Source organism: Limosilactobacillus gastricus PS3 (genome assembly GCF_000247775.1).
GTDB classification, from domain to species: Bacteria; Bacillota; Bacilli; order Lactobacillales; family Lactobacillaceae; genus Limosilactobacillus; species Limosilactobacillus gastricus_A.
In genome coordinates this window covers 1-17,965 of the sequence record NZ_AICN01000067.1, presented here as the reverse complement: position 1 = coordinate 17,965, position 17,965 = coordinate 1, and the positions used below count along the sequence as shown (strand labels likewise).

18 protein-coding genes and 1 tRNA gene are annotated in these 17,965 nt (G+C 41.6%); 6 read left to right on the top strand and 13 right to left on the bottom strand.

Annotation, left to right across the window (positions count from 1 at the left end; all coding sequences use genetic code 11):
* Positions 1–94 precede the first annotated feature (94 nt).
* Positions 95–787, top strand: a complete 693-nt coding sequence (locus PS3_RS07625) for a GNAT family N-acetyltransferase (protein ID WP_040468660.1) — start codon at positions 95–97, stop codon at positions 785–787.
* Positions 788–890: 103 nt separating this feature from the next.
* On the opposite strand, the gene PS3_RS07620 is transcribed toward PS3_RS07625, so the two are convergent.
* The 4 genes from PS3_RS07620 to PS3_RS07605 all read right to left on the bottom strand — a co-directional run bounded on the left by PS3_RS07620 (position 891) and on the right by PS3_RS07605 (position 4,160).
* A complete protein-coding gene (locus PS3_RS07620; protein ID WP_040468659.1) occupies positions 891–1,430 on the bottom strand; it encodes a flavodoxin family protein in 540 nt (179 codons plus the stop codon).
* A gap of 18 nt (positions 1,431–1,448) precedes the next feature.
* The gene (locus PS3_RS07615) at positions 1,449–2,831 is read right to left on the bottom strand and encodes a subtype B tannase (protein ID WP_235720003.1); all 1,383 of its coding nucleotides are present in this window, start codon (positions 2,829–2,831) and stop codon (positions 1,449–1,451) included.
* A gap of 61 nt (positions 2,832–2,892) precedes the next feature.
* Entirely contained in the window at positions 2,893–3,528 is a 636-nt protein-coding gene (locus PS3_RS07610) for a nitroreductase family protein (protein ID WP_040468658.1), read from the bottom strand.
* A gap of 20 nt (positions 3,529–3,548) precedes the next feature.
* Positions 3,549–4,160, bottom strand: coding sequence for a TetR/AcrR family transcriptional regulator (locus PS3_RS07605; protein WP_040468657.1), 612 nt, complete (start codon positions 4,158–4,160; stop codon positions 3,549–3,551).
* Between the two features lie 205 nt (positions 4,161–4,365).
* Here PS3_RS07605 and PS3_RS07600 point away from each other — a divergent pair, with 205 nt between their 5' ends.
* On the top strand, positions 4,366–5,664 hold the full coding sequence (locus tag PS3_RS07600) for an MFS transporter (protein ID WP_007122552.1): 1,299 nt from the start codon (positions 4,366–4,368) through the stop codon (positions 5,662–5,664).
* A gap of 11 nt (positions 5,665–5,675) precedes the next feature.
* Positions 5,676–6,494, top strand: a complete 819-nt coding sequence (locus tag PS3_RS07595; RefSeq protein ID WP_007122551.1) for a TIM barrel protein — start codon at positions 5,676–5,678, stop codon at positions 6,492–6,494.
* Between the two features lie 324 nt (positions 6,495–6,818).
* Here PS3_RS07595 and PS3_RS07590 read toward each other — a convergent pair whose 3' ends face one another.
* The 3 genes from PS3_RS07590 to PS3_RS07580 all read right to left on the bottom strand — a co-directional run bounded on the left by PS3_RS07590 (position 6,819) and on the right by PS3_RS07580 (position 12,042).
* Positions 6,819–10,250 carry a pyruvate carboxylase gene (locus PS3_RS07590; protein WP_007122550.1) on the bottom strand — a complete coding sequence of 1,144 codons (3,432 nt, stop codon included), beginning with the start codon at positions 10,248–10,250 and terminating at the stop codon, positions 6,819–6,821.
* Positions 10,251–10,464: 214 nt separating this feature from the next.
* A complete protein-coding gene (locus tag PS3_RS07585; protein WP_007122549.1) occupies positions 10,465–11,142 on the bottom strand; it encodes a type 1 glutamine amidotransferase domain-containing protein in 678 nt (225 codons plus the stop codon).
* 63 nt (positions 11,143–11,205) lie between these two features.
* The gene (locus PS3_RS07580) at positions 11,206–12,042 is read right to left on the bottom strand and encodes an exodeoxyribonuclease III (protein WP_007122548.1); all 837 of its coding nucleotides are present in this window, start codon (positions 12,040–12,042) and stop codon (positions 11,206–11,208) included.
* A gap of 118 nt (positions 12,043–12,160) precedes the next feature.
* On the opposite strand from PS3_RS07580, the gene PS3_RS07575 reads away from it, so the two are divergent.
* Positions 12,161–13,162, top strand: coding sequence for a zinc-binding dehydrogenase (locus PS3_RS07575; RefSeq protein ID WP_050950894.1), 1,002 nt, complete (start codon positions 12,161–12,163; stop codon positions 13,160–13,162).
* A gap of 72 nt (positions 13,163–13,234) precedes the next feature.
* Complete coding sequence (locus tag PS3_RS07570; RefSeq protein WP_007122547.1) at positions 13,235–13,723, top strand: flavodoxin; 489 nt, start codon at positions 13,235–13,237, stop codon at positions 13,721–13,723.
* Between the two features lie 64 nt (positions 13,724–13,787).
* Here the strand turns inward: PS3_RS07570 and PS3_RS07565 are convergent, their stop codons facing one another.
* Genes PS3_RS07565 through PS3_RS07545 form a run of 5 tightly spaced genes read right to left on the bottom strand, consistent with a single transcriptional unit; the run spans position 13,788 to position 16,430 of the window.
* Positions 13,788–14,531, bottom strand: a complete 744-nt coding sequence (locus tag PS3_RS07565; protein WP_040468653.1) for an SDR family oxidoreductase — start codon at positions 14,529–14,531, stop codon at positions 13,788–13,790.
* Positions 14,532–14,559: 28 nt separating this feature from the next.
* Complete coding sequence (locus PS3_RS07560; RefSeq protein WP_040468651.1) at positions 14,560–14,925, bottom strand: cyclophilin-like fold protein; 366 nt, start codon at positions 14,923–14,925, stop codon at positions 14,560–14,562.
* A gap of 18 nt (positions 14,926–14,943) precedes the next feature.
* Complete coding sequence (locus PS3_RS07555; RefSeq protein WP_040468650.1) at positions 14,944–15,276, bottom strand: hypothetical protein; 333 nt, start codon at positions 15,274–15,276, stop codon at positions 14,944–14,946.
* Complete coding sequence (locus tag PS3_RS07550) at positions 15,273–15,758, bottom strand: flavodoxin (RefSeq protein ID WP_040468648.1); 486 nt, start codon at positions 15,756–15,758, stop codon at positions 15,273–15,275. Before PS3_RS07550 ends, PS3_RS07555 begins: the two co-directional genes overlap by 4 nt.
* Positions 15,759–15,794: 36 nt before the next feature.
* A complete protein-coding gene (locus tag PS3_RS07545; protein WP_040468646.1) occupies positions 15,795–16,430 on the bottom strand; it encodes an NAD(P)H-binding protein in 636 nt (211 codons plus the stop codon).
* A gap of 112 nt (positions 16,431–16,542) precedes the next feature.
* Here PS3_RS07545 and PS3_RS07540 point away from each other — a divergent pair, with 112 nt between their 5' ends.
* A complete protein-coding gene (locus PS3_RS07540; RefSeq protein ID WP_040468645.1) occupies positions 16,543–17,430 on the top strand; it encodes a LysR family transcriptional regulator in 888 nt (295 codons plus the stop codon).
* A 457-nt stretch (positions 17,431–17,887) separates the two neighbouring features.
* Here PS3_RS07540 and PS3_RS07535 read toward each other — a convergent pair.
* Positions 17,888–17,960: transfer RNA gene (locus PS3_RS07535), tRNA-Thr, on the bottom strand.
* Between the last annotated feature and the right edge of the window lie 5 nt (positions 17,961–17,965).

The following is a 17,965-nucleotide window of genomic DNA, read 5'->3' as shown; positions in this document are numbered from 1 at the left end:
CTTAAGAAATCATAATAATTTCATCTTATCATATTAACGTTATTTAATTCCTGTGCTAAACTAATAAAAATTAAATAATTATGAGGTTATTATTATGCCATTGAATCGTTTTAATCAATTAGTTGGTCCCACCGTTGAAAATGATCAGCCTGGCCAACTACCTAATTTCACCACCTTAGCTGGTCAATATGGTCAAGTTGAACACATTGACGTAACTCGTCATCTTGATGACATCAGCCGCTACTATACCGATTTTAGTCATTTAGCTGATTGGACCTACCTGTTTGAGGAACCCTACCAAACTAAGGCCGAGGTCCAAAGCTTACTCACTAATTATGAACAATCAACCAATCCTTATCATCTCGCCATTACTAACGACGCTGGTCAAGTGGTTGGGACCTTCGCTTTATTAAATATCAATCCTGATTGGCGTACGGTTGAGATGGGCCGAGTCATTTACTTTCCGGAACTCCGCCACTCACGGTTAGCGACGGAAGCTCAATATCTGGTCATGAAATTCGTCTTTGAAGAATTACACTACCGTCGTTATGAGTGGAAATGCGATTCATTAAATCAACGCTCTCGCAAGGCGGCCTCTCGCCTAGGTTTCTGCTATGAGGGGACTTTTAAAAATGCCGTCATCTATAAGGGACGGAGCCGGGATACCGCTTGGTTCTCCATCACTCCTGAACAATGGCCGATTCTAAAACGACGCTTCGAAAATTGGCTTAATCCCGCTAATTTTGATGCTAACGGTCGCCAAATCAAAGCCTTGCGTGAATATTAAGATACAAGCTGGTGAAGCTTGTGGACGCCTTATTGACCGTAATTACTAGTGTTATCAAAATGAACAAGGGTAGGAAAAACATCCGTTTTTTCCTACCCTCTTTTTAATGGATTTTTCTTCCTAGCTGATAGGCCGCTTCAACATGCTGAGCAAGTTTAGCTTCGTTCCATGAATCAGCCGCTAAGGCCTTCCCTACCAGTGGCCAGCGCATATATTGTAATAATTGATCAAAGTAAAGTTCTAAGGACTTAAAGGCGTCCTCATCGCCATAGCCAGAAATCAAAGTTATCGCTTCTTTGTCACCGTGCAGTTCATGATTATAACTATAAAAACGATCAATCACGGCTTTTAAAGCGGAGTTAATTCCATAATAGTAAAGCGACGATCCAAAGGCCACTAAATCAGCTGCTAATAATTTTGGCATCACTTCTTCTTTTATGACGTCATCGGGTTCCTGCTCTACTTCCATTCCAGAATGATTATCAACTAGTTGAATTAAAGAGAATTCATTAACTCGCCGACCAGCATCAAACCGATAAAGCTCATTGCCAGCTTCAGTTGCTCCCTTCACAAATGCATCTACTAGTTGTTCGGATGTCCCTGGATGATGCGGACTTCCTGATAAAACAACGATTTTTTTCATAATTCATCACTCCTTTTATTACTGACAAATCTGATCAATCCAATCAAATAAGGTTGCTAAATCATAATCACCATCATGCCCAATTCCCCAAGGATAAGCAAAGTCAACCTGCTTTCCTTGATCTTGAAGAGATAAGGCTAAGATGAGAGGAATGGCAAATGCGGTGTCCCGATCACTCGCTCCATGTCGAATCCGCCAATAGTGGGATGCTTGACCTGACGATTCGGCCAGGTAGTGGATTGGATTAACTGCTGCGACCAAAGCTGGATCAGCCTGACTCGCCTTAACTTGTGAATGCAATTGACCAAAATCCGTAAAATGTTGTTGCGGAATCTGGCGAGTCCCAAAGAGGTCATTTTCAGCGCTAGTTAAGGTCAAATCGTCAAATGCCGGTACCGCCTTTTTTCGCCCAATATAGGCAAGATATTGTGACCAATCAATGGCCACAACTTGTTGGTCAATAACAGTTAATCCCGCCTCCGCTGAAAGTATTTGTCCTTCATTAAGTGCCTGTTGAGCTGATTGCATGATTAGAGCTTGTATGAGTTTCAAAAAGGAGCCCTTTCCATCCTGATCAATGGTCAGCTCTTTTCCTTGCTGGTCATGTAAATTCAGATGATTGAAGTATGCTCTAAAGCCCTGCTTTAATTCTTTTGACAACCTTTGTTGGTAATTGGTTAATTCCCCATCAACTGCAATTGCTCGAGGTGGGTCAGTCTTAAAATCCATTTGCTGATTATGGTAAGTGTTAAAACCATTAAATTGCCATTCATAAGCCAGATCAGCATGTTCCAAATTGTGAATCGGGCAATAACAACTTGCAGCATAAATGGCATCGGACTCCTTTGCCGCACCAAGCTCATCTAGCAATGGCTGAAAAAACGGATGATTGCCTGATACTCCTGCCAGCGCCGAGGTTGCTCCACCAGCGCTGGTCCCATTTGTGATAATTCTTTCGTAATTTCCTGGTAAATGATCAGCATTATGCCGTAAAAAGCGAATCGCCGCCTTCAAATCGACTATAAAAGCGGGTGCTTTACCAATATAGTCGCCTGATTCATTTTGCTGAGTCCGGCCCCGTAACCCTGGTGAAGCGACCACATAACCTCGTTGCAAAGCTGCTTCAATCGTTTTTGAACGACTGGGCCATCGATCATTGCCTGGAAAATCAGCGGGCCCCGGTAAATAACCTCCCACGGTGTTGGGAACAAAAATCGGCGCAGTAGCTGCCGTATAACCATTAATGGATTCTTGCTGATAATATGCTTGTGGAATGAATAGATTAAGCTGTTGAATTTCCGATACCGGCCGTTCGACATATGTTAAATCACGGTATTCACGATACAAAAAACTGTTTGATAAGGCTTTGCTCTGATATTGATCTACCCTTATTTCTAACATTGATCTTATCCTTTTTAGATTATTTTACACTATTAATGGCCGATTGATCCTAAATAATATATCAAGCTTCACCATAAGTTAGCTTATGACCAGAAGACTTTTCAAAAAAACAACTTAAGATGCCGGCCTCAAGCTCTGCGTAAGGACCTGTTTTCACATGTATTTGTGGATTGCCATTATTATAATCAACATAAAAATGTTGTTTATTAAAAGCCGTCGGCGCTAAAAGACTTGCATTCAGACCTACTAAATACCACTCGGGAAATCTATTCGGTTGGTAATCACTGACTTGACTTATGGTTTTAGTTTGATGGCCTTTACCATTCGTTTGACCATAGCCAAAAGCAAGAAGCGCCACCACATCTTCGCCTAATTTTTTGCGATTAATGCTCCCACCGACAAACCAAGAATTTAGGCCTAACTCTTGGATAAATAACATTAACTCCGCAGCGACGTACCCAACCTGATAACGGTCGCCTTTAAAAGCAATCACATTTTTAACATTACTGGACATGAACTTTGTCATAATCCCCCGTAAAGCCGTCTTACCATCGGTTTCTAAATCCACCGAAATATCGTGAGCATGACATAATTCTATTATTTTTGCGTTGATTTTATCCTTGATATTCGCACTAATTAGTTCATCCTTATATTTTCTAACAGTATGCCGTTCCTGCATTATGTATTTTATATCCATTTTTCACCCCGTATTTAAATCTATGCCTTACTGATCCCGCTAGTATAAATAGCCATCATATCCCTAACGTAATCTTCTAACTGTTGTTCTTTATTGCTACTCTCGATAAGATCTGATACCTTTGCGAGCCCACTAATATATGACCACAAATTGATAACATGCATTTCCATATTATCTTTAACTTGCATGGCTAATAAATATCGTTTCACCGTCTTCTCAAATAATGAAAAGCTATTGTGATTAACCATCTTCACCGAAAGTTGTTCGTGATCATAGTTAACTTTATAAGCGAACTCACTATTAAATAAAAATTCAAAATAATGCTGCTGGTCCTGCGAAAATCGAATAAATCTGATTCCCATAGCAATTAATTCTTCTCTGGGAGATTTTGCTTGATCATCCTGGCAATCCAAATAATCATAGAAAAGTTCTGAAACTTTAACTAACAAAGCATTCATTAGGTCCTTTTTACTCTTGAAATGGCGATAAATTGACGGCGAACTAACCCCACAAGCTTGAGCAATCGTTTTAATTTTAACCTGCTGATAGCCACTAGTTTCAATAATTTTCAGGCCTTCCCTAAGAGCAGCATTTTTTAGATCCCCATGATGAAACTTCTGTTTCTCACTCATTATTATTTCTCCTTGGTCCAAACCTTCTCATCACCAATGTTAATCGGATTAACATTGGTGATATGGTTATTTTACCAACATCGTTATCAACAGGCAAGTTTTTTATAAACCTTAAAACTTTAATAGCCATTCATTATTAGCTACTAGTGTTATATAATAAAGCCAAAATCATGAAAGCGATTACTTTGCAAAGGAGGCTTTAAACATGTTTAATTGGTTATTACCCAGTGCACCTGCTACTCAACTTATTCCCAATGACCAGCAACCTCGGGCATATCTTAAATATCGTAGTCGAATCCTTATCAGCACTATCTTAGCCTACGCTGCTTATTATGTTGTTAAATCCAACTTCACCTTAGCTTCGCCCCACTTAACTAAATATGCTGGATTTACAACTGCCCAGGTTGGTTTAGTCCTATCGGCATTAGCAATTTCTTATGGGATTGGAAAGTTTTTTGTCGGCTTATTAGTTGACCGTATGAATCCCCGCTTTTCCGTGGGAATCGGCCTGATTCTCTCCGCAATTTTTAACTGGTGTTTCGGCTATACCCATAGTCTTGGGGTCATGATTATTTTGATGATTTTTGTGGGGATTACCCAAGGGTTTGGGGCGCCGAGTTGCCAGAAATCACTGGCGACCTGGTTTGATGCCGAGAATTTAGGAACGGCGACCAGTACTTGGAACATTTCCCACAATATCGGTTCCGGGACAGCCTCGATTATCGTGGCAACGATAGTATCGATCTACGGGGCCGCTAATATTCAGAATATTTTTATGATCCCCTCGATTATTTCCATTGTGATGGCGATTATCGTCATGACGATGGGTGTGGATACTCCCGAATCGGTCGGGCTGCCTCGAGTAAATAAAGATGAACAGAAGAACATCAAGCACAAAACGACCTGGGGCGCTTTTCGCGATAACATTCTTAAAAACCCCATTGTCTGGGCCTTTTGTATTATGAATGCTTTTTCCTATATCCTTCGTTACGGGATTGAAAATTGGATTCCGACTTACCTATCGACGGGAAAAGGGTTCTCATCAGTGATTACTAATACTGGCTATACGGTCTTTGAATATGCGGCCATTCCCGGAACCATTCTAATTGGGCTATTTTCCGATAAGGTCCTTAAAGGACGGCGGGTCCCAATTACCTTGGCTTGTTCGACCTTAGTCTTAATTGCAACCCCTCTCTACGCTGGAACCCACAGTGTGACAATCACCTACTTACTCTTAGGCTTGATGGGGATTTGTATCTATGCCCAACAGGTTTTAATGGGCATTGTGATTATGGATGTTCTCCCAATTGAATCAGTTGCTGGTGGTATCGGCCTTTCTGGATTCTTTGGTTATGCCTTTGGAGAAGTAATTGCCTCCTATGGAATTGGCTCGATTGTTGGCTCTAACAATTGGAATGGGGCCTTTGGGATTGTGGCGATTTCCGCTATTATCTGTATTGTTTTCTTTATCTTTATTGAATTTAAGTACCACCATAAAATTTAGCAAAGGAAGTTTTGTTTATGTTACTAGGACTCAAGGCTAGTAGTGATTGGGGCCAAATTAAAGACCGGCTCCAATACCATCCCGATGTTTTCGAATTTTTTACGGACGTGCCTGATTTTACTTCCCAAGGCATCCAACATCTCCGCCAAGCGATTGAATATGTTCAAGATCAGGGAGTAACTAACATCGTCTTACATCAACCCATGAACTTCAAAGGTTATCATAGTGAATTAATTGTTCCAGAGCAGCAATTCCCAGAATTGCATGAATTCGTAATGACCACCGCGCATCAACTAATTGATTTAGCAATTGCTACTGATAGTCAATGCTTAATCCATGGATCCTATGACGGTGAGCATGGTTTCAAGGCTATGCTTTCAGCCTATGGTAGCTTACAAAACGCTCAAGCAGCCTGCTATCACCGCTTAGACCAATTAAAAAAACTCGGTAGTGATCACGTCATGTTTGAAAATTCTATCTCCCCGGTCTTTGCTTATGGCGATCCTCAAGTAGAAAACGAAATCATCCGCCACCAATTTCGCTTGGTCGCGGATGTTTCGCATATTTTTATCAGTTTACATGGTGATAATGAACGCTTAGTAGCTTCCTTGCGCCACCTTAAAAATAATATTTATCACTACCACTTAGTTGATTCCTTGGGTCAAACTCATGATAGTTTGCCAATTGGGACCGGTAAAATTGATTGGCCGAGTGTGATCCCATTACTAAATCCATCCGCCACCACAATTTATGAGATCAATCTCAAAAATCAACTTGATTGTCAGGAGCAATTAGCTAGTCATCAATATTTATCTACATTAGGATACTAGTATTTTGCACCCATTTCTTAAGCTAGTTCTTTTCACCTAATTTATTTATAGGCAATGGCAACCCACTAATTAGTTCATTATTAGATAAATAGCCATTTAAATCTTTGACGATATTTTCATATGGACGATCTCATTTTTATGCTACTCCAATCCTTAAAACCGGTTTGGATCAAAATGATCTGGAAAAAGAATCATCGACATACTAGGTTGGCCCAGTCCTTTCTGGGAGCAATCACCAACAAAATTTAAAAATGAATAAGCGCTCAAGTTATGGAAGGATAATAGCCATATCCTATAACTTGAGCGCTTTAATTATGATAAAAATTATTTAGCTAAGGTTAATAGTAAATCTTGACTCTTTAAAGTATCGCCAACTTTAACCAATACTTCTTGCACCGTTCCTGTAAAGGGTGCTTTAACGGCCGATTCCATCTTCATCGCCTCAGTAGTAACAAGCACATCACCGACTTTAACTTGATCACCCGCCTTGACATTGACCTTAACGACGGTCCCGTTCAACGGCATCCCGATTTGACTAGGATCATCGGGATCTGCCTTCGGGACACTAACAACCTGGCCCTTAAGACTTTGATCCTTCACTGACATCTGGTAGGCTTGCCCATCTAATTCATAATAAAGGGTCCGGTAACCATCTGCATCAGCTGGTGTTACAAAGAGCAACTTCAAAAGCATGGTTTGTCCGGCTGACAATTGGATCTGAATTTCTTCTCCCGGACGCATTCCTTGATAATAAGTGGTCGTATCCAAATCCATCAATGGACCATACTGTTCATTGTTATGGAAGTAATCAACAAAGACCTTTGGATACATGAGGTAACCGAGCAAATCATCTTCCGTCGGTTCACGATGAATCTTCTCAGCTAATTCTGCCTTGACCGCCGCAAAATCAACTGGGTCAGCTAAACTCCCTGGTCGCACGGTAATTGCCGGATGATCCTTTAACACGACCTTTTGCAGATCAGCTGGGAAACCACCATATGGCTGCCCTAGATCCCCCGCAAAGAAGTTAACCACGGAATCAGGGAAGTCCACTTGTTGCCCTTTGGTTAAGATATTGTCCTTATCCAATTGGTTTTGAATCATAAAAATCGCCATATCGCCAACCACTTTCGAACTTGGCGTTACTTTGATGATGTTACCCAGTAATTGGTTAACTTCCCGATATTTGGCTTCCACCTTGCTAAAATCATTAATTCCCAAGGATTTTGATTGTTGTTGTAGGTTCGAATATTGACCACCGGGCATCTCCGTTTGATACAAATCAGGTTGTGGAGCATTTACCCCATTGGAGAAGTCTTGATATAGTGGTCGGACATTTGCCCAGTAGTTATTGAGTCGCGCCACATTATTCATGTTAAGTGCTGGTTGCCGTTCATCTCCTTCTAAAGCGTAATAGAAGGTTCCCAAACTTGGTTGACTAGTCGTCCCAGCCATGGCAGCCATGGCAACATCAACAATATCCACTCCTGCTTGGGTAGCTGATACATATGTCGCCACCCCATTCCCTGTCGTGTCATGAGTATGTAGGTGAATTGGCACATCAAACTTGGCCTTTAATTCACCCACCAGCTCATAAGCAGCTTGCGGCTTTAACAAACCAGCCATATCTTTAATCCCAATCATTTGGGCCCCAGCATCGATTAAGGACTGGGCCAGATCAAGATAGTAATTCAAAGTATACTTATGTTCATTTGGATTTAAGAAATCACCAGTAAAGCACATTGCCCCCTCGGCAATCTTACCGGTTTCCCGAACATAATCAATGCTCCGTTGCATCTGTTCAATCCAATTCAAAGAATCAAAGATCCGGAAAACATCGACCCCACTTTTGGCACTGTGATCGATAAACCGTTTTAAGACATTATCCGGATAGTTTTGATAGCCGACTGAATTGGAAGCCCGTAATAGCATTTGCTGTAAGGTATGTGGCATATACTCTTTTAATAAACGTAACCGCACCCAAGGATCTTCGCCAAGGAACCGATAACAAACATCAAAAGTGGCGCCACCCCAGCTTTCTACCGAGAACAACTGTGGCAAGGCTTGATCATACACCTTCATTGCCGGTAGCATATCATAGGTCCGCATCCGCGTTGCAAAGAGGCTCTGGTGGGCATCCCGCATCGTCGTATCCGTCAATAGGACTTTCGGTTGCTCTTTCACGAAGGCTAAAGCCGCCTCCGCCCCTTCAGCATCTAAAATATCCTTCACCGTTCTTGGGGTTGGTGTCGTCGGTTCAATTTGATCCAAACGCGGAGCATTCATTTCGGGAAGCGTTAATTCAGGTCGCTGCTCCACGCCCGCAAAGCCGTTTACGGTCACATTGGAAATATAATTAACTAATTGAGCCTTAGCATCCGTTTGATTCTCGAAATTAAAGAGTCCTGGTGTCTCATCAATGAAAGTAGTGGAACAATCCCCTTGCTTAAAGGTTGGATCTTGCAAAACATTTTCCATAAATGGAATATTCGTCTTGACGCCCCGCACAGTAAATTCCTGTAGTGCCCGTACCATTTTCACTCGAGCATCATCAAAATCTTCCCCTTTGGTACAGCATTTTACCAACAGCGAGTCAAAGAATTCCGTCACCTGATAACCAGGATAGACATTGCCATCTAGACGAACTCCCGGTCCACCTGGAGCTTGATAAGTCGTAATTTTACCCGTATCCGGCATAAAATTATTGGCCGGATCTTCGGTCGTCACCCGGCATTGGATGGCGGCCCCATTGTATTTCAAATCAGCTTGTTGCGGTAAATGAATGTCGGCGTGTAAATCTTCACCCGCGGCAACTTGAAGTTGGGTCTTAACCAAATCAATCCCGGTAATTAATTCTGTCACCGTATGTTCCACTTGAATCCGGGGATTAACTTCGATGAAGTAGAATTGTTCCGGCGTTTCCAAGAATTCAACCGTAGCCGCGTTTTGGTAATGGACACTCTCCATTAACTTGACTGCCATTTGACAGACTTGAGCACGACGTTGGGGACTCAAAACTACACTGGGAGCAAATTCAATCACTTTTTGGTGCCGGCGTTGCACTGAACAGTCCCGTTCAAACAAGTGCATAACATGCCCATGTTCATCAGCTATGATCTGCACTTCAATATGCTTAGGATTTTGGATGTCTTTTTCAACATACATCTTGCTGGATCCAAAAGCCTTCATCGCCTCATCACGTGCTTGGTCATACTCCGCGACTAATTCTTGGTCATCATTAATGATCCGCATCCCACGACCACCACCACCGTTAGCCGCTTTAATCATGATGGGATAACCATGCTGATGAGCAAATTCTCGGACTTGATCAACATCATCAATATCGCCAACTAAGCCGGGAATCGGTTGTAAGCCGGCATCAATAGACACTTGCTTCGCTGTTAGTTTATCCCCAAACATCCGGAGGTGTTCCGGTTTGGGACCAATAAATTTAATGCCATTATCGACACAAGCTTGTGCTAAATCAGCATTTTCGGCCAAAAAACCATATCCGGGATGGATCGCTTCGGCGCCACTTAACTTGGCAACGCGAATAATTTCGTCAATATTTAAATAAGCATCAATTGGCGCTTGTCCGGCACCGATTAAATAAGCTTCATCCGCCGCCTGACGATGAGCACTAAATTCATCTTCTTTGGGATAAACAGCCACGGCCTTAATCCCGAGTTCATGACAAGCGCGGATAATGCGCGTGGCAATTTCACCACGGTTAGCTACCAAAACCTTTTTAAACACTCTTCTCCACCTCCTCAAATCACCCTTTGTGGATGATTCAGCGAGTGTTCTTGACACATCAACTATCAAATTACGATTTAATTAGACTATAGTAAGAATGATCTAATCTGTCAAACCGCTTTCCGTAAGCCAGCAGATGTTAACGCTTTCTTACCCTTTTATTTTATAACGAAAAAAGGACAGATGCGATCGTTTTCGCACCTGTCCTGAAAAATTATCCTAAATGTTCAATTACCTTTTCCGCTAAATCACGAGCTGATTGGGGATTTTGACCCGTTAATAAACGGCCATCAACTTGCACACAGCTAGTAAAAGATGGGCCTGCTTGATAGTTGGCGCCTAATTCTTTTAAGGCATCTTCTGCTAAGAACGGAACTGCATCCGTCGTTTCATTAGCCGCTTCTTCGACATTACTAAAGCCCGTTAATAGTTTATCAGCAACTAATGGCTCTCCTTTTTCATCCTTAATTGGTAGCAAACCGGCTACCCCATGGCAAATGGCTGCCACCAGCCCATTATTTTGATAAATCTGGCTAGCGATATCAGCAATCGCAGTTGAAGCTGGGAAATCCCACATGGCCCCGTGACCACCAGCATAATAAATCAAGTCGTAATCCTGAGGAACCACCTGATCAGGACTTAAGGTGGCCCCTAAGACCTGATTGCGAAAATCAGGGTCTTGATAGTACTTCCAATCCGTCGCATCCATTGACATCATACTATGTGGATCTAGGGGAATATAACCGCCTGTAGGACTAACAAAATCAACTTCCACTTGATGGTCGCGCATAACATCATAGAAGTGCGTTAATTCGCTTAACCACAATCCAGTCGGACGGTCAAGAGAGTCGTACTTGGCAACATTAGTTAAAACAATCAAAGCTTTAGTCATGATTAAATTCTCCATTCATCAATAATATTGAATTATCCTAACAAAGCCTTGGATGAATGTCTATTAATCTGCTTGCAAGTCAATTTCTAACATGATCGGCGTATGGTCCCGCCGCTCCCCTGAATCTAACATCGTCGAATTAGTAACGCGATCAGCTAACCGGTTGGAAACCAACCAATAATCAATCCGCCACCCTGAATTGTTTACTTTACTGGTTAAAGAACGTTGGGCCCACCAGGTATATTTGCCCACCGCATCGGGATTTAATTGGCGGAAAGTATCCGTAAAGCCGGCTGCTAATAGTTTAGTAAAGTGCGACCGTTCTTCATCCGTGAACCCAGCGGAATGATGGTTACTCCCGGGATGAGCTAAATCAATCTCTTCATGCGCCACATTTAAATCACCAGAAACCAATACGGGTTTCTCTTGATCCAAAGACTGTAAATACTCCCGGAAGCGATCATCCCAAACTTCCCGCTCAGCGAGACGCTTGAGGCCATTTCCTGCGTTCGGCGTATAAACTTCTGTTAAGAAGAAATCCGGGAATTCAAGGGTGATAATTCGTCCTTCCTGATCCATTGGACTGGGCGCATCAATGACCGGATAAGTAACAGTTGGAGTGTACTCATCTTTATATAAATACAAAGTCCCTGCATAGCCTTTGCGAGCCGGTTCTTCTGAAGACCGCCACACGTATTGATAACCAGGAAAAAATTCTGCTAGTCCCGCTTGATGCTTCTTAGTCAAACCACTAGCCCCCAGTTTAGTCTCTTGAATGGCAATCGTATCTGGGTCTTGGGCCGCAATCGTTTTTAATACCGCGCGAGTCTGTTCAGATCGGTCTGAGGTCCCAGTTAAAGCGGCATTTAAAGAATCAATATTCCATGAGATTAGTTTCATGATTTTCCTCCAAGTCTATTCAGTCCAGATTTCATTATAACAAGATTTGTAAACAAGCAATAATAATCTGATTTTACGGTCTTTTTCGCTATAATATAGATATATGGAGGTGAAATCAATGGCAAGAATTGCACGGGTTCATGAATCAGGTTTGGCCAACTTAAAACTTGACCAGCTAGTCTTACCCGATCCCAAGAACAATGAAGTTAAATTAAAAGTCCTCAGTACCACCATCACTGGTGATCAACTTAATTTTATCAACGGACGTCGCTTACCCGGTGAAGCAGACCACCATGATGTCTATCCATTAGGTTATGAAGCCACTGGCATCGTGACTGAGGTTGGTCCTGATGTCGACCCCAAGTGGTTAAATCAGGCTGTAACCCCCATCGGTCCCTATGACTTTAATCGCTACCCCAGCCTTGGAGACGAAATTATCGTCCCAGCTGATCGCTTAGTATTAACCCCATCCAATCTGTCACCTGAACAAGCAACGATTTTGTGGGTTCCCTATCTAACTGCCTATGCCTTAAAATATCTCGGGCACATTTCCGCAACGGATCGGGTCTTAATTGTTGCTGGTACTTCCTCAGTCGGCTTGGCTGCGATTCAAATCGCTCAAGCCGCTGGTGCCCAGGTCTTCGCAACGACCCGTTCCCGCGAAAAAGCCCAGCAATTAAAAACGATTTCTGGATTACCCGAGGAGCACATAATTATTACGGGCGAAGCTGACCTGCGTGAGCGAATTAATTCATTGACTGCTGGTCAAGGGGTTAGCCTTATTTTTGATCCTCTTGGCGGTGATACCATTACTGATTTAGCCGAGGCTGCCGCTCCGCAGGCGATGATCATTGAATATGGGGTTATTAATGGTCTAGAGGCGCCGCTACCAGTTAGCCAATTAATCGGCAAAGGCCTGACCATTCGAGGTTGGGCCGTCAGCGAAGTAGTAGAAAACCCAACGGCACGCAAGCAAGCCGTAGATTATATTTTACAAAATGTTGAGGACGGTCACTTTTCCCCACATGTTGCAAAAACCTATCCCCTATCAGAGGTCGTTACAGCTTATCAGGATCTCCAAAGTAATCGACAAGTTGGCCGGATTGTGCTCCAACCATAATAAGCAAAGCCGGTTTGCTTGACCTAAAGTTAGCTTTAGGTAGTAGGATATATCCAAGAGAGGTGAGCATAAATGACAAAAACCATTGTATTGTATTTTTCAAGTACCGGAACTACAAAACAACTAGCCGAAATTATCGCTAATAAATTGGCGACAGAGATGGTCGAACTTAAAGCATTAGAGCCCTATTCTCCCGCTGATTTAAACTGGCATGATGAACAAGCCCGTACGACGATTGAACAACATGAACATCATAGTCGAGTCCCCGTTGATCCCCAAACCCTACCTGATTTAACAGGGTATGATCAAGTGATTATTGGGCACCCAATCTGGTGGGGAATTCCGCCACGCCTAATTGCGGATACCATTGATCACTTAGATTTAAATGGGAAGGTATTAGCACCTTTTGCAACTTCTGGTGGATCTACCTATTCGCGTTCCCAATCGTTCATTGAACGGACTATTCAGGAAAACAACTATCAAACAACCGTCAAAACTGGTCAAATCTTACACAATACTAACGACGTTGATCAGTGGCTTAAAGCAATTAATTTTATCTAATCCAAAAACCAGGTAGCAAAATGCTGCCTGGTTTTTAAATATCTTCAATTAGAAAGCTTGATTACTAAGCCTGGTTAGTTGGGTAGATGGTAAATTCTGCAATATCAACATCTTCTGGTTGATCAATCGCAAAATTAACAACTCGTGCAATGGCATTAGGAGAAATTCCGTGTTGTTTGTAGAAGTTCTTCATATTCGTCGCCGTCTTTTCATCCCCAATATGGTCTAACAATTCCGTATTAATTGCGGCTGGATACAGGGTCGTCGTCCGAATGTTGGTCCCTTCATTGGCACTTTCCATCCGCGTCACTTCCATGGCGTTTTTAACAGCAAACTTAGTTGCCCCATAAACCCCCGAACCGACATAATTCTTCAATCCAGCGACCGAAGATGTGGTAATGATGTGACCATGCTTTTGTGCAGTAAAGGTTGGCATAACTGCCGCAATCCCATTCAAAACTCCTTTAATGTTTACATCAATCATTTGATTCCATTCATCCGTCCGCACCGCACTCATTGGTGAGTTAGGCATGATCCCAGCATTGTTAAAAATGACATCTAAGCCACCAAAACTATCTTTAGCTGCATCAACTAGGGCCTGAACATCTGCAGGATTAGTAACATCAACCGTCCGAAAATCAGCCCGTCCCCCCTTAACATTAATCTCATCAGCAATTTTATAAAGGCGATCTTCGCGCCGGGCTCCTAGCATCACCATGGCTCCATTAGCCGCCAACAATTTAGCCGTTGCTTCCCCGATTCCGGATGAAGCACCTGTAATTACAACAACTTTTCCTTCTACTGACATCTTTATGTCCTCCTAATTTAATTTTTGCCTAATCCTTAACTTGAAAGGTTACTTCAGCTGACTTAACTCCACTAAAGAAACTGACATCACTATCAATATGACCAATCGGTTGTTGTTCAAAGACCTCCTCATTTTGTTCATATAAAAATACTAGACTCCCCATTGGTGGCCAATAGGAAATATCTCCAATCTGATAGCCTCGGTTTTTAGCATCATCCACCGGTATCCCGCCATGTCCATAGCGATGACACATTTCCCGTGAATATAAATTATCCATCTTAATGGTAAATGGCATTCGGGAAATCAGTTCCCGAGTTGTGGCATTATCAACAAACTGAGCTGATAATTTAACTTCATTATTAACAATAATTTCAACTGATGTTTTTTGATTCATTTTTCAATCCTTTCTCGTTTAGTGATTATTTCTGGTTAAAACGTGATCGTAATTGATTACTGTCATAACCTGATTGTTTTTACTAAATCGAATCACTTCACCATAGGGAGCTAATGTGATCTCATGTTTTCCAGTAATCTTCCAAGTCCCCTTATAAATATCTTTTTGATGATGTTGATTTTCTCGCCAATGATGATCCTTAGTAAAAGTAATCTGCTGGTGAATATCCTTATCATGATGATTGACCCACACTCCAACTACATCCGTAGTGGTTACCCTTGTACTAGCATGTGCGTTAGTGGGCACTGTCCAAAACAATAATACTAAAATTAAGGTAATCAGTTTTTTCAATAAATCACCTCATCTCTTTTTAACCAAGCTTGAATTTCAACAATACTAGTCTCTACAGCATGGGTACCAAGCCGCAATCCAGCTCTTACATCTGCATCAGGAAGCCATTTTTTCGTATCTTTTTCAGTATTTTCAATCCCCACATCACCAGAAGTGGCAAATGGAATTACTTTTTTCCCTTTAAAATCATAAGCCTCCCAGAAAGACCGAATGACCATTGGTTCCCGATACCACCAGATCGGATGACCAATGAAGACTGTATCATAATGATCCATATCTTTGACCTGACTAGTCAATTCTGGACGAAAGTCAGCCAACTGCTCTTTATGGGCCTGAATTGAGCAGGGATCATGGGGTCCGGGATAAAAAGTATCCGTTTTAATTTCGAATAGATCCCCGCCCGTCAACTTTTGAATTTGTTGGGCAAAATTTTCACTATGTCCCCAATGACTGAAGTATGCAATTAGAATATTACTTGCCATTTATTTCTCTCCCCTCGTAGTAATTCAAATCAATTTTCAATAAAATGCTGGTTTATCCCATTGGGTATCAGGCTCAGCCACTCCAACGCTTTCATAAGCGGCCAAGTTAGGATCCCGAATAACATCAGCGACAAATTTAGCAGCCCCTTGTCGAGTTAGCTGAGTATCCAGAAATGGGTGCCCAGAAGGTATCAATTCATAGCGTTCATCATTTTCCTTATCATACAGCCACGCCATTCGCATCAGAGTATAATTTAAACCACTCTGCTTAATAATTTCAGCTGCATCAATTAAATTTTGATTGTTACCCATCATTCGGGCGTTCCATTGACCAAACCGACCAGTAACTTCATTTTCAATCCCTAATTCACTGGCAACAATTAATCGATTGACCTGACATTTTTGCATAATTGCTACCACATTTTTATTGGCCTGAACAAATTGACCAGTTGCCATAAAAACGATGTCTTGATTCATAATGGCACTTTGCAGATCGTTCAAATTATTCCAATCGCCACTCATAATCTGAACATTAGCTTGATTTGAGAATTTATTAAGTCGCCTTTGTCCGTGGCGGGCAAATAAAGTCAAAAAGATATCTGGGAGCATTAACTTAGGAATTAAATAACGTGAGATATTACTTGTGGCGCCTAAAATTAATACTCGTTTCATAACGAGACCTCCTCTTCATTTGATGTCTTTATTATGAAACGATGCTTCTTGACATGGAAGAATCTCATAGTTAAGATGGTATTAACCAATAGTTAATGCGGAGGTGATAACAGTGGACACCAATAATTTGCGAACCTTTATTTCGGTTGTTAAATCCGGTAGTTTCACCAAAACAGCTGAACAAAATTTTATGTCAAGTACTGCAGTGATGAAGCAAATCAACCGCTTAGAAAAAGAACTAGACCTTAAATTGTTTGAGCGCTCCAGTACTGGGGTTACACTGACTCCAGGTGGTGAAATTTTTCAAAAATATGCTAAAAAAGTGATTAGTTTAACTGATGAAGTATATGTTGAATGTCACAAAACTGGAGAAACAATCCAAACACTTCGGCTAGGTACCTCCCTCCTTCACCCCAGCACCCCCTTTATGGAAACTTGGAATCAGGTTAAGGGCCAATTACCTAACTATCAATTGCAGGTTGTCCAGCTCCCTGGAGATCTAACAGCTAGTAATCGGGAATATTCCATGTTAGGACGGGAATGCGATCTCATGATTGGAACCTTTGACCAGGCTACCACCCGAAGTCTTGTTCAAGCGATCCCATTAGGTACTTATCAATTTGGCATTGCGGTCCGCAGTGATAATCCACTGGCTATGCAGGAAAGAGTCTCAATAGAAGAATTACAAGATCAAACGCTATTAATGGTCCCACCAGGCATCAGTGAAAAAAACGACCAATTATGTCAACAAATATTAGCGACTAATCCTAATATTTCAATTGAATACACCATTGGTCGTTATGATATCAATGTCTTTAACCAGGCCGTCGATGAAAATGTCGCCTTAATTAATTTAACCCCTTGGAAAAACATTCACCCAAATCTAGTTACGCTTCCATTGGAAACTAATATTGAGGTAGAATATGGAATTCTAGCGGAAAAACATCCAAACAATAAAGTAAAAGTTTTCATGCAAATGATTCGGCAATTACTAGGTTAATTAGCTTTACACTATCGATAAGATTAATCATGTATGTATGAATCAACCCACTTAATTCGTACATTTTAGGCTAATGATTAGAGTTAGCTACCCTATGAATTGGCTTAGTGAGACCAATGGAACACAACGGCTTACCTTTCACCATTCCACTACACGGAGGTGAGACCGTGTGAAACTATTAGGAAAGTTAACACATCTTTGATTGCTATTATCGGTGTGCTTATCTTGCGACTGGATAAGATCATTCTTGCCGTTGCAAAAGCATACCAAATTATAAGAAAAGCTAACCATGACTATCAATCATGATTAGCTAAAAAAGTAACGTGTTCCACTCACGATTGAAAGACAACGGCTACACCCCGTTGTCTTTCTTTTCGTATACAATCATACCAGAATTTGAACAGATCAACAAATAAAAAAACAGCATCCAATGGACACTGTTAACTAAAAATATTAGTGCTGACTAAAGGATTCGAACCTTCGACCTCATCATTACTAGTGACGTGCTCTGCCAACTGAGCTAAGTCAGCAAATA

Excerpts from the sequence above, each read along its gene's own strand:
- PS3_RS07615 (WP_235720003.1), bottom strand. The coding sequence starts at position 2,831 with ATGTTAGAAATAAGGGTAGATCAATATCAGAGCAAAGCCTTATCAAAC.
- PS3_RS07575 (WP_050950894.1), top strand. The coding sequence starts at position 12,161 with ATGGCAAGAATTGCACGGGTTCATGAATCAGGTTTGGCCAACTTAAAA.
- PS3_RS07600 (WP_007122552.1), top strand. The coding sequence starts at position 4,366 with ATGTTTAATTGGTTATTACCCAGTGCACCTGCTACTCAACTTATTCCC.
- PS3_RS07625 (WP_040468660.1), top strand. The coding sequence starts at position 95 with ATGCCATTGAATCGTTTTAATCAATTAGTTGGTCCCACCGTTGAAAAT.
- PS3_RS07570 (WP_007122547.1), top strand. The coding sequence starts at position 13,235 with ATGACAAAAACCATTGTATTGTATTTTTCAAGTACCGGAACTACAAAA.
- PS3_RS07605 (WP_040468657.1), bottom strand. The coding sequence starts at position 4,160 with ATGAGTGAGAAACAGAAGTTTCATCATGGGGATCTAAAAAATGCTGCT.
- PS3_RS07565 (WP_040468653.1), bottom strand. The coding sequence starts at position 14,531 with ATGTCAGTAGAAGGAAAAGTTGTTGTAATTACAGGTGCTTCATCCGGA.
- PS3_RS07620 (WP_040468659.1), bottom strand. The coding sequence starts at position 1,430 with ATGAAAAAAATCGTTGTTTTATCAGGAAGTCCGCATCATCCAGGGACA.
- PS3_RS07560 (WP_040468651.1), bottom strand. The coding sequence starts at position 14,925 with ATGAATCAAAAAACATCAGTTGAAATTATTGTTAATAATGAAGTTAAA.
- PS3_RS07585 (WP_007122549.1), bottom strand. The coding sequence starts at position 11,142 with ATGACTAAAGCTTTGATTGTTTTAACTAATGTTGCCAAGTACGACTCT.
- PS3_RS07550 (WP_040468648.1), bottom strand. The coding sequence starts at position 15,758 with ATGGCAAGTAATATTCTAATTGCATACTTCAGTCATTGGGGACATAGT.
- PS3_RS07545 (WP_040468646.1), bottom strand. The coding sequence starts at position 16,430 with ATGAAACGAGTATTAATTTTAGGCGCCACAAGTAATATCTCACGTTAT.
- PS3_RS07610 (WP_040468658.1), bottom strand. The coding sequence starts at position 3,528 with ATGGATATAAAATACATAATGCAGGAACGGCATACTGTTAGAAAATAT.
- PS3_RS07580 (WP_007122548.1), bottom strand. The coding sequence starts at position 12,042 with ATGAAACTAATCTCATGGAATATTGATTCTTTAAATGCCGCTTTAACT.